Below are 10,618 nucleotides of genomic sequence, written 5' to 3' on the forward strand. Positions count from 1 at the left end.
TCCACGGCGCTGGCCGCCGTGGGGGTCTCGTTCGTGGCGACATCGGCGCAGGCGGCGAGCGGCTGCCAGGTCGACTACAGCATCACGAATACGTGGCCGGGTGGCTTCGGCGCCAATGTGAGCGTTACCAACCTCGGTGAACCGATCACCAGCTGGCAGCTGACGTGGTCCTTCGCCACCGGGCAGAGCATCACCCAACTGTGGAGCGGTTCCTACACTCAGAGCGGCACCCAGGTCACCGTGACCAACGCCGCCTACAACGGCAGCCTGGCCACCGGCGGATCCACCACCTTCGGCTTCAACGGCGCCTACACCGCCACCAACCCGGTCCCCACCGCGTTCACCCTCAACGGGACCACCTGCACCGGCGGTGTCACCACCACACCGCCGACCACACCGCCCACGACGCCTCCCACCACACCCCCGACCACACCCCCGACCACACCCCCGACCACGCCGCCGACGAGTCCCCCGTCGACGTTCAGCAACCCCGTGCTCTGGGAGGACCTCGCCGACGCGGACATATTGCGGGTGGGTGACACCTACTACTACTCGGCCTCGACGATGCACTACTCGCCCGGGGCGCCGATCCTGCGCTCCTACGACCTGGTCCACTGGGAGTTCGCCGGCCACTCGGTGCCCTCGCTCGACTTCGGCGAGAAGTACAACCTGAACGGCAACGGGCGCGCCTACGTCAACGGCGTGTGGGCCTCGTTCCTGAACTACCGCAAGAGCAACGGCAAGTTCTACTGGGGGGGCTGCATCGACTTCAACAAGACGTACATGTACACCGCCTCCTCGGTCGAAGGCCCCTGGACGCGGGGTTCGGTGATCAACAACTGCTACTACGACGCCGGAATGCTCGTCGACGACAACGACACGATGTACGTCGCCTACGGCAGCGGCACCCACTACGTCGCCCAGCTGTCGGCCGACGGGCTGAGCCAGGTCCGCAGCCAGGCGGTGTTCACCGATCCGTCCAGCACCGGAACGACCGAGGGCAACCGCATGTACAAGGTGGGCGGCGCCTACTACATCCTCGTCGACCACCCGGCCAACGCCGAATACGTCCTGAAGTCCACCAACGGCCCCTTCGGCCCCTACACCGAACAACCGCTGCTCAACAACGTCGGCACCCCCATCGTCGGAGGTGGCGTTCCGCACCAGGGCGGGATCGTGCAGACGCAGAACGGCGACTGGTACTACATGGCTTTCGTCGACTCCTACCCCGGCGGACGCGTCCCGGTGCTGGCTCCCATCAAGTGGAACTCCAGTGGGTGGCCGGTACTCCAGACCGTCAACGGCGGCTGGGGTACCACCTATCCGTACCCGAACGTGCCTACTCCGCCACGCGAGGTGAAATCCCCCACGGGCACCGACACCTTCACCGGGCCCGCTCTCGGGCCAGAGTGGGAGTGGAACCACAACCCCGACAACACCAAGTGGTCCGCGAACAACGGCCTGACCCTGCAGACCGCGACGGTGACCAACGACCTGTACTCGGCACGGAACACCCTGACCCACCGGATCCTGGGACCCACGTCCACCGCGACGGTCCCACTGGACTACTCGGGCATGCACGACGGGGACCGGGCAGGACTCGCCCTGCTGCGCAACTCCTCAGCCTGGATCGGCGTCAAACGCGACAGCGGCACCGCCCGGCTGGTGATGACGAACAGCATCACCATGGACGGCAGCTGGAACACCACCAGCACCGGCACGGAGGTCGCGAGCACCGCCCTGTCCGGAGGCAGGGTCTGGCTGCGCGTCAACGCCGACATCCATCCGGGCACCGGCAGGCAGGGACACTTCTCCTACAGCACCGACGGCGTCAACTTCACCGCCTTCGGGCCGGGCTTCACATTGGACAACAGCTGGCAGTTCTTCATGGGGTACCGGTTCGCCCTCTTCAACTACGCAACGCAGGCCCTCGGAGGCTCCGTCAAGGTCGGCCAGTTCACCCTGTCCACGCCCTGACTCACCCCCCGGTGCACCGTTGAACGAGCGGGCACCCGCGCGGAGGCGCGCGGGTGCCCGCTCCTGCGTCATGCCGTGCCGTGCCGTGCCGATGCCACCAGTGCCCGGGCGCGCGGGGCGCCCGGGCACTGGTGTTCAGGAGGCGCAGGCTGTGCCGTTGAGGGTGAAGGCCGTGGGCGGGCCGTAGCTGCCGGTGTCGGTGCCCTGGAAGCCGAAGGGCTGGCTACCGCCGGGTGGGATCTGGGCGTTGTACGAGAGGTTCGTGGCGGTCACCGAGCCGGAAGAGGGGCTGATGCCGGCGTTCCACGCACCGGTGATCGCCTGGCCGGAGGGGAGGGTGAAGCCGAGCTTCCAGCCGTCGACGAGGGCGGATCCCGTGTTGGCCACGGTCACATCGGCGGTGTAGCCGCCGGACCACGTCTGCGGGGTGAGGGTGACCTTGCAGGACGAGGAGCCGGTGCCGCCCGTAGTGGTCCCTCCGGTGGTCGGCGGGGAGCCGCACGCAGTTGGCGTGAGACACCCTGCCCCCGTGACGGGACCGGGTCCGCCGTGGTGGCGGCGGACCCGGCGGCCGGAACCGGCCGGCCCGGTTGAGCCGAGCGCTCGCTCGGCAGGGGCAGCCGTGGCTCGGTTTCGGCCGGCGGCCCGGGACGGGAGCGCCGTCAGGCGCTCGGGGTCCACTTGTAGGTGGCGATGGCGTGGGCGGCGAGCGAGTCGCTGAACGTCTGGCCGTTCCACGCCGTGTTGAAGGACTGCGTCGAGCCCGACGTGTTGTAGACGACCAGCGAGATCGAACCGTCGGGGTTCTTGAACGCCACGTTGTCGAGGTTCGCTGTGATGGTGGAGGCGATGCGTTTGGCTCCGGGGACGACGAACTTGCTGAAGTGCCCGACGGAGTAGTAAGCGGCGTTGTAGGTCACGTTCCCGGTGCTCTGGTCGATCGTGATCAGCGGAGTGCAGGCGTTGCAGCCGCCGGGGATCACCGGGCCGTTGTTGCGGTCCTGGGCGATGTTCCACATCGTGGCGGCCCGCGCCCAGTTGCGGCTGCTCTGGATGAAGGTCTCGATCGCGTTCTGCGGGTCGATGCCGTCGGAGCACTCGGTCTCGTAGTTGTCCTTGCCAGGAACGTCCGTGTGCATGGTCGACATGGCGCCGAGGTTGCCCGCGTAGCAGTGCCAGGACGTACCGGCCAGGTACTTGCCGGCGCCCGCGTCCTTGATCAGCGGTTCGGCGTAGCTGTTGAGCTGGTCGGTGTTGAAGTCGGTGCCGAGCAGCTTCGGTGACAGGTTCGCCTGCGCCAGCGCCGGGCCGAGGTTGTTCGCGATGAAGCTCGCCTCGCTCGGCTCGCTGAACTCCATTCCGGGGTAGGCGGTCGGGTAGTTCGGCTCGTTCTGCGGAGTGATCGCGTAGATCGGGACGCCTTGCGCGGAGTAGCCCTGGAGGAACTTCACGAAGTACTGCGCCAGCGGGCCGTAGCTCGTGGAGAGCAGCGACCCGGCGTGGTTGGTGTTGTTCATCTGACCGTTCGCCTTCATCCACCCCGGCGGGCTCCACGGGTTGGCCATGAACTTGATGCCCGGGTTGAGCGCGGCGGCCTGCTTCAGGTCGGGGATGATGTAGCCGAGGTCGTGCGCGATCGAGAAGTTCGCGAGCGTGGGGTCCGGCCGGGTCCATCGCTGGTTGGTCGCACCGCTGCAGGTCCACAGCTGGACCAGGGAGCCGTTCGCGGTGCCCGCGCCGCTGACGTCCAGGCACAGACCGGACTGCACCCCGGTGATCGTGCCGTTGACGTTGAGCGTCCACTTCTGGTTGCTCGCACCGTTGCACGTCCAGAGGATCACCTTGGTGCCGGCTGTGGTGCCCTGGCCGTTGGCGTCCAGGCATTTGCCCGCGACTTGCAGCTCCGACGCGCTCGTGTAGGTGTACTGCTGGTTCGCGTTGCCGCTGGTGCAGTCCCAGACGTACTGCTGCACGCCGTTGGCGGTGTTCCCGGTGTCGTCCAGGCAACGGCCTGAACCCACTCCGACCGTCACGCCCGTGGAGGCCGAGAGGTTGTCGTCGTAGGAATACGGTTGCGCCGTCGCGGAGAAGTCGGACGCGCCCATGGGGATGCGCAGCCAGCTCATGCCGATGCCCTGGCTCGGGCTGAACAGCGCGTTCATCACGTTCGTGTGCGCGGTGCCGCTCAGCTTGTCGGACAGCAACCAGGCCGAGGTGTCCGTCATCGCGGCGCCGAACCCGTCCATGGCCTGGAACGTCTGGGCGTCGTTGACGCTGATGGTCCCCGAAGCGGACGAGGCCGCGAAGTGGAGGTCGGTCTGCGGTGCCAGGTGCTGGCCCAGATCCGAGGTCGTCAGCCACTTCTGGACCACCTCGCTGGAAGCCGACGCCGGTGACACCGTCAGTGACGCCAGCGTCAGGATTCCGAGCGCGCCGACGACAACGGCGCGGAGACTTGCTCGTGACATCGTCATTGAGCCTCTCTGTCGATGGGTTCCAGGTCAGCGCAGGTCGATGCGGCTACTGCGAGGTCCACTGCTGGTTGGACCCGCCGTTGCAGGTCCACAGCTCGACCAGGGCGCCGTCGGCGGTGGATCCGCCGGTCACGTCCAGGCACAACCCGGACTGCGTCCCGGTGATCGTTCCGTTCGCGTTGACGTTCCACTGCTGGTTCGACCCGCCGTTGCACGGCCAGATCTGCACCTTCGTGCCCGGACTGGCGCCCCGTCCGGCGGCGTCCAGGCACATGGTCGAGCCACCGGTCTGCACCGTCAGCCGGCCGGCGGAGGCGCGCGTCCACAGCTGACCGGCCCCGCCGTCGCAGGTGCGGATATCCGTCTGTGTGCCCGCCGTGGCGCTGAGGCCGGGTACGTCCAGGCACTTGCCCGCGCCCACCGCGTGGACCGGCCGGCCACCGGCGGGCGACATCGGGGGCCCGCTCGACGTACTGGGCGGGGGCGTCGACCCACCGGGGGGCGTGTACGGGCACTTGGGCTGGTAGATCGAGACGGCCGAGGGATCCGGCAGGGCCGGGCAGAGGAACGGGGAGTAGCGGGTGTCGCTGTCCACGAACAGCTTCAGCCACGGGATCAGCAGCTTCATCTCGACGTTGTTGGGCCGGGTGTAATACACGTGGTCCGCCCCGGCGATCTGCGCGAACCCGCTCTGCGTGGTGCCGGGCAGGGTGGCGTAGAGGCCGCTGAGGTACGACGGGGTGACGACCGTGTCGTTCTGGCCGCCGATGACCAGGGTCGGCACCGTGTCGGTGGCCATGCTCAGGCCGTTCCCGGGGAATCCCGGAGCCAGGCCGATCATCGCCTTCAGCGACGGCTGGCGCTCCGCCGCCAGGATCGCGCCGGCCCCGCCCGCGGAGTGGCCCAGCACGGAGAGCCGACCGGGGTCGATCTGCCCCTTGACGGGGCTCTGCGTGGTCAGCCAGTTCAGCGCGGCCAGCAGCTCGGCGGCCCGGGCATCGGCGCTGTCGGTACGGGTGTTGGTCTCGACGCAGATCACCACGAACCCGAACGAGGACAGCCAGGGGCCCATCCACGCCTCCTCGTCGGCGCACAGTGCCGAGTAACCAGGCACGATCGCCAACGCCCCCCACGTACCCAGGCTGGTGTCCGTCGGGTAGGAGACGACCCCGCCGTTGAACCCGTTGCCCGGCGCCACGTTCAGCTGCGCCGTGGCGAAGGGGCCGCGCGTCGCCTCGATGCTCGCCACCGTGGGATCGGGGCCGCGCTGGTACGGGTTGCCCGAGGCCGCCCGCGGGGCGGCGGCGTCCGGCGCAGACCGGGCCGACGCCGGCGCCACCACGAACATCACCGCGACCACCGCCGCGACGACCGCCACCGCGGCCACGGCCGCCCGCACCGTCCGGGGCCACCGCCCCGGTCCCGCCCAGCCCGCTTTCGCGCCTCCTGGCGCCGGCCTCGGCATTCGCATGGTGACCCTCCCGTGAGAAGAGCGAGAGTGGATGCCCGACTGCGTTGTTAGCGCTCACAAACGGGTGCGGAGCGGAACGGGCAGTCCGGTGATGGGATGTATGGCGCTGCTATGTGACCGCTGCTGGGCGAAGATGTCACAGCAATGCGTCGACTTCAAGGGTCGGTGCACACATCCGTTCAGTCGCGGAAAGGATCAGGACACTCAGACCCATAGGGAGAGATCCCATGTCGTGAGGGTCAGAAACCCCGTTCATCAGGACCTGTTCCCCTCCTGTGGCTGCTCAGCAGGATCTCCCGGACCGGCGGGTCTCGCCGCCACCGGCCGTCCCGTCCGCGCGCTCCCCCGCGCCCCTAGCGCCGCGGAGTCGGGTGGGCGGTGCCCGCTCCACGGCTGCGGTAGCGGCCGGGGGTCGTTCCGATGACGGCGGTGAACGCCGCGATGAAGCTGCTGGGGTTGGCCCATCCGCAGGCGTAGGCGGTGTGGGTGGTGTCGTGGCCGTCGGCGAGGAGCACCAGCGCGTGGTAGATGCGTAGTTGCGTGCGCCATTCGTAGAAGGTCATGCCGAGTTCGTTGCGGAACAGCCGGCTGACGGTGCGGGGGCTGGTTCCGGCCTTTTTGCCGAGTTCGGCCAGCGTGGCGTTGTCCGCCGGCGTCTCGTACAGCATCCGGGCGATCGCCTGCAGCCGGTCGTCCCGTGGCTCGGGCAGGTGCAGGGGCTGCTCATGCGCTTCGACGAGCTCATCGACCAGGACCCGCATGAGGCGGGAGCGCGCGGAGCGGCTGTAGGGGGGCGCGGTCTCGTCGTCGTAGTTGAGGGGGCCGGTCAGGGCGAGCAGGACCTCGCGAGCGAGGTCGGAGGCCAGGAAGACGGCGGGGTGGTCCGGGACGAGCCGGGCGAGGGACGGCGCGAGGAAGACGATCCGCATGTCGGTGTCGCCGTGGGCGCGGTGCTGGTGAGTGAACCCGGCGGGGGTCCAGGCGACCCGATTGGCCGGAACGATCGCCGTCCCGCGCTCGGTGCGAACTGCCAGGACTCCGCCGGCCGCGTACACCAGGTGCCCCCGCGTATGCGACTGCGCCTCGCTCGTCCCGCCCGACGGCCACAGGTGGCGGCCTCCTGAGGGCCACGTCTGTGACGTCACCCCGGCGGTCGGGCGAGGTTGGCGGCGAACAGGCATCACTTGGCATGGTATCGGTAGCACGTCGCGCAGTGATCCAGTGAGACTTCTCTTCAGCGCGGTGGTCTTCAGCCGCGCCCTACGCCCGACCGCAGCACAGGTCACCGGGGCAGCCCGCCCCCGTGGCGCGACTCGCGCGAGAACTTGGGCAAGAAGGAGAAGAGCTATGACGACGTTCGTCCTTGTGCCCGGTGCTTGGAAGGGCGCCTGGGCGTACGAGGCGGTGGTTCCGCTGCTGGAGCGTGCCGGTCACACCGTTCACGCCCTGACCCTGACCGGTCTGGGACCCGATGACGATCACGCGGCGGCCGCCGCCGCCAACCTCGACACGCACGCCGAGGACGTCCTGCGGCACCTCGACAGCCATCACATCAAGAACGCGACGCTGGTCGGCCACAGCTACGCCGGTATGGTCGTCGCGGCGGCCGCCGACCGCGCCGGCGGCCGGGTCTCACGACTGGTGCACCTCGACGCCTACGTACCCCGCGACGGCGAATCGTGCTGGTCCGCGACGAACGATCACTTCCGGAAGGTCTTTGCCACCGGCGCCGCAGCCACCGGCTACACAGTCCGACCGCCCGAAGGCGGCGACCCTCGCCGACGCCCCCACCCCCTCGCCGCGTTCCTGCAGACGATCCGGCTCGCAGGCGCCGCCGACCAGGTCCCCCGCCGGGAGTTCGTCTACTGCGCGGGATGGGAGGACCGCACGCCCTTCGCCGGGCTCCGCGCCCGGCTCGCAGCCGATCCCGAGTGGCAGGTCCACGACCTTCCCACCGGACACAACGCCATGCTCGAGGCCCCCGAGGCGGTCGCCGCTGTCCTGCTCAAAGAGTGAACTGCGCAGGTCGGCCGGGCGCGCATCAATCCTGCCGTCGTCCGGGTTGAGGCATTCCCGGGGGGCACTTGCTCCGGGCGCGCGGCCGGGATCCGGAAGCCGAGAAGGGGGCAGCGCCCCATCCAACAGACGTCGACCGGCTTGACCGCCCCTACCGCCGTCCCGACCTGGCCACGTTCGCCCGGTTCGCGCCCGGGAGTTCCTCCGCGGCGATCGTCCTTCCCGCTGGGTTGCCTTCGAGGTACTGAGCCCCGCGCAGCGCCCGATTCAGGCGGAGCACCCGCTGACGGGCACTTCGTAGTGCCTCATCGGCCGACTGCGGTGTCGGTGAGGCGGTCGAGGCGGAGGGTGGGGAGGGTGTCGAGGGTGTGGCGGAGGACGGCGGCCAGTGGTCCTGTGCGCTGGACCGAGTGGAGTACCTCGGTGGCGGAGCCCTTGTCGCGCAGTGTCCATTCGCCCTGCTCGTGCATGCCGGGGACGGTCCATTCCATCCGGATGCGGTGTGGGCTGATCTCGGTGTAGCGGAAGGTGCCGTGCAGGTTGGGCGGGGTGCGGAGTCGGTAGTCCTGGTCGAGGAGGGCTTCCTCTTGGGCCGGTGAGGGAGAGGAATGCCGGGTTCCAGTCGGGCAGTCGGCGGGGTTGGAGGAGTAGTGCGCGGATACGGTCGGCGGGGGCGGTGATGAGCCGGCTGCCGGTGGCGCTGGTCATGGAGGATTCCTCGATGTCGTGGAGCGTCGGGCTCGAACGGCCCACTTACGGGTTGGTCTGGGACGAGCGCCGGCGGGCGAGAGCGAGGCTTGCCAGCGTCGTGATCGCCATGGCGCCGATGCCGACCAGCGCGGCGGTGGTGTAGGCGCTGTCGTCGGGGTAGAGGTGGCCGGGGCCGGTACCCGCGGCGAGGATCAGGCCGCCGATGGCGCTGCCCAGGGAGTACCCGACGCTGCGGACGACGTAGTTGAAGCTCATGGCGCTCGACGTCTGGCCCTTGGGGGTGACGGCGAGGATGACGCCGGGCATCGCGGCTGAGAAGCCGCCGACGCCGAAGCCGAGCACGCCCATCGCCGCGAACAGTTCGGCCAGGTCCGACCGGGCCGCCGCGAACAGGGCGAACCCGCCGCCGACCACGACGGCGCTGCCGGCCAGCAGCAGGGGGTCGGCGATCCGCGTCCGGACCCGCGGCGTGAGCTTGCCGGCGGCGAACCCCAGCACGGAGAAGGGGATGAGGACCAGCCCGGCGACGAAGGTCGTCAGCCCGAAGCCGTAGCCGGCGCCGTGCGGTGTCTGCGCGTACCGGGTGATGAGCGTGAGCAGGAGGTACATGCCGATCCCGCCGACGAACATGGCGAGGTTCGCCCCGGCGACCGCCGGGTGCCGCACCGCCCGCACGTCGACCAAGGGCGTGGTGCTGCGCAGCTCGATGACGGCCCAGACGCAGAGCAGCACCAGCGCGAGGACGGCGAGACCCGCCGCCACGGCGAGGTGCCGGCTCCACAGATTCCGCTCGCCGGCGAGGAACAGCACCAGGAGCAGCGCAGCGGCCAGGACGACCGCGCCTGTCACGTCCACGTGGGCGGAGCGGCCTTGTGGGGCTTGGGGTATGGAGCGCCACGCGGTCAGGAGGGCGGCGGCGGTGACGACCAGGCCGAGGCCGTAGGCGGCCCGTAGTCCGCCGAACTGGGCGAGCAGTGCGGCCAGCGGGTAGCCGACGCCGGCCCCGATGATCGAGACCACCGAGATCAGGGCGATCACGGCCGCGCTGCGCTCCTCGGGGAGGTGGTCCCGGGCCACGCCCATCATCAGCGCCGTCAGCCCGAGCCCGACGCCCTGGGCCGCCCTGCCGGCCAGCAGCCACGCGAACGGCAGCGGTAGCACGGTGAGCGCGCTGCCGGCGACGACAACCGCCAGGGTGGCGAGGATCGTGGCCCGCCGGTGGGGGCCGGCTCCGAGCCGGCCCAGGACCGGCGTGGCGACGGCGCCGCTGAGCAGCACGACGGTCAGCGTCCATTGCGCGCTGCCGAGCGAGACGTGGAAGGAGGTCGCCACGCTGGTGATGAGCGGCGTCCCCAGGCTGGCGACCGCCGCCACGACCAGAGCGATGAACATCAGGGCGGGGACCAGCAGCCGCGTCTCGGAACGCGTCACCGGGGACGCCTTCACCGCGGCCCCGCCGACCGGCTGGCCGGTCACTGCTTCGGCCCTTCGCGGTCCTGGCTTTCGAGTTCTGCCAGGTGCGTCAGCGCCGGGAGGGCCGCCACCAGTGCCTCGATCTCGTCGCCGGTGAGCTCGTCGATCAGCTGCTCGAGCGCGTGGACGCCCGCCTGGCGCCGCGTGTGGACGTAGGAGGCGCCGGCCTGGGTCAGGCACACCAGTGTGACCCGCTTGTCGGACGCGTCGCCCCGCCGTTCGACCAGGCCGGATTCTTCCAGCACCCGGACCAGGGTCGTCATCGCGGGCTGGGTGACGCCCTCGACCGCGGCCAGATCGGTGATGCGCCGCGGGCCGGTCCGGTCCAGGGTGGCCAGGGTCGCGGCGGACGTCAGGCTCATGTCCCGGGGCAGGCGTCTCGCGGCCCTGGTGGCCAGGCGGTAGAGGGCTGCCCCGATGGCGGCGGACGCGCCAGGAGCGGTGTCGTGACGACTCATGCTCAAAGCATAACAGTTTTATATTTAGAATCTATGGA

At 69.8% G+C, this 10,618-nt stretch carries 9 protein-coding genes; 2 read left to right on the top strand and 7 right to left on the bottom strand.

What is annotated here, in order from left to right:
- The first annotated feature begins 33 nt into the window (after window positions 1–33).
- Window positions 34–1,977 carry a family 43 glycosylhydrolase gene (locus BUE44_RS31430; protein ID WP_107415906.1) on the top strand — a complete coding sequence of 648 codons (1,944 nt, stop codon included), beginning with the start codon at window positions 34–36 and terminating at the stop codon, window positions 1,975–1,977.
- A gap of 135 nt (window positions 1,978–2,112) precedes the next feature.
- On the opposite strand, the gene BUE44_RS39905 is transcribed toward BUE44_RS31430, so the two are convergent.
- From BUE44_RS39905 to BUE44_RS31450, 4 genes are all read right to left on the bottom strand, one after another.
- Window positions 2,113–2,715, bottom strand: coding sequence for a cellulose-binding domain-containing protein (locus BUE44_RS39905; protein ID WP_079190247.1), 603 nt, complete (start codon window positions 2,713–2,715; stop codon window positions 2,113–2,115).
- Window positions 2,640–4,445, bottom strand: coding sequence for a ricin-type beta-trefoil lectin domain protein (locus tag BUE44_RS31440; protein WP_159450319.1), 1,806 nt, complete (start codon window positions 4,443–4,445; stop codon window positions 2,640–2,642). Before BUE44_RS31440 ends, BUE44_RS39905 begins: the two co-directional genes overlap by 76 nt.
- Before the next feature lie 52 nt (window positions 4,446–4,497).
- Window positions 4,498–5,838 (bottom strand): RICIN domain-containing protein, encoded by a 1,341-nt coding sequence (locus tag BUE44_RS31445; RefSeq protein ID WP_235002646.1) that lies wholly within the window; start codon window positions 5,836–5,838, stop codon window positions 4,498–4,500.
- Window positions 5,839–6,275: 437 nt separating this feature from the next.
- Window positions 6,276–6,977: a helix-turn-helix domain-containing protein gene (locus BUE44_RS31450; protein WP_073502423.1), complete on the bottom strand. Its 702-nt coding sequence runs from the start codon at window positions 6,975–6,977 to the stop codon at window positions 6,276–6,278.
- Window positions 6,978–7,269: 292 nt separating this feature from the next.
- On the opposite strand from BUE44_RS31450, the gene BUE44_RS31455 reads away from it, so the two are divergent.
- The gene (locus BUE44_RS31455) at window positions 7,270–7,938 is read left to right on the top strand and encodes an alpha/beta fold hydrolase (RefSeq protein WP_073502424.1); all 669 of its coding nucleotides are present in this window, start codon (window positions 7,270–7,272) and stop codon (window positions 7,936–7,938) included.
- Between the two features lie 305 nt (window positions 7,939–8,243).
- Here BUE44_RS31455 and BUE44_RS31460 read toward each other — a convergent pair whose 3' ends face one another.
- The 3 genes from BUE44_RS31460 to BUE44_RS31470 all read right to left on the bottom strand — a co-directional run bounded on the left by BUE44_RS31460 (window position 8,244) and on the right by BUE44_RS31470 (window position 10,580).
- Window positions 8,244–8,429 (bottom strand): hypothetical protein, encoded by a 186-nt coding sequence (locus BUE44_RS31460; protein ID WP_073502425.1) that lies wholly within the window; start codon window positions 8,427–8,429, stop codon window positions 8,244–8,246.
- Window positions 8,430–8,691: 262 nt separating this feature from the next.
- Entirely contained in the window at window positions 8,692–10,125 is a 1,434-nt protein-coding gene (locus BUE44_RS31465; RefSeq protein WP_073502426.1) for an MFS transporter, read from the bottom strand.
- The gene (locus tag BUE44_RS31470; protein WP_235002650.1) at window positions 10,122–10,580 is read right to left on the bottom strand and encodes a MarR family winged helix-turn-helix transcriptional regulator; all 459 of its coding nucleotides are present in this window, start codon (window positions 10,578–10,580) and stop codon (window positions 10,122–10,124) included. Before BUE44_RS31470 ends, BUE44_RS31465 begins: the two co-directional genes overlap by 4 nt.
- Between the last annotated feature and the right edge of the window lie 38 nt (window positions 10,581–10,618).

Source organism: Actinacidiphila paucisporea, assembly GCF_900142575.1.
Lineage (GTDB): Bacteria > Actinomycetota > Actinomycetes > Streptomycetales > Streptomycetaceae > Actinacidiphila > Actinacidiphila paucisporea.

What these genes read in the sequence shown, in the direction of transcription:
- BUE44_RS31460 (WP_073502425.1), bottom strand. Translation starts at nt 8,429, where the DNA reads ATGGAATGGACCGTCCCCGGCATGCACGAGCAGGGCGAATGGACACTG.
- BUE44_RS31455 (WP_073502424.1), top strand. Translation starts at nt 7,270, where the DNA reads ATGACGACGTTCGTCCTTGTGCCCGGTGCTTGGAAGGGCGCCTGGGCG.
- BUE44_RS31470 (WP_235002650.1), bottom strand. Translation starts at nt 10,580, where the DNA reads ATGAGTCGTCACGACACCGCTCCTGGCGCGTCCGCCGCCATCGGGGCA.
- BUE44_RS31440 (WP_159450319.1), bottom strand. Translation starts at nt 4,445, where the DNA reads ATGTCACGAGCAAGTCTCCGCGCCGTTGTCGTCGGCGCGCTCGGAATC.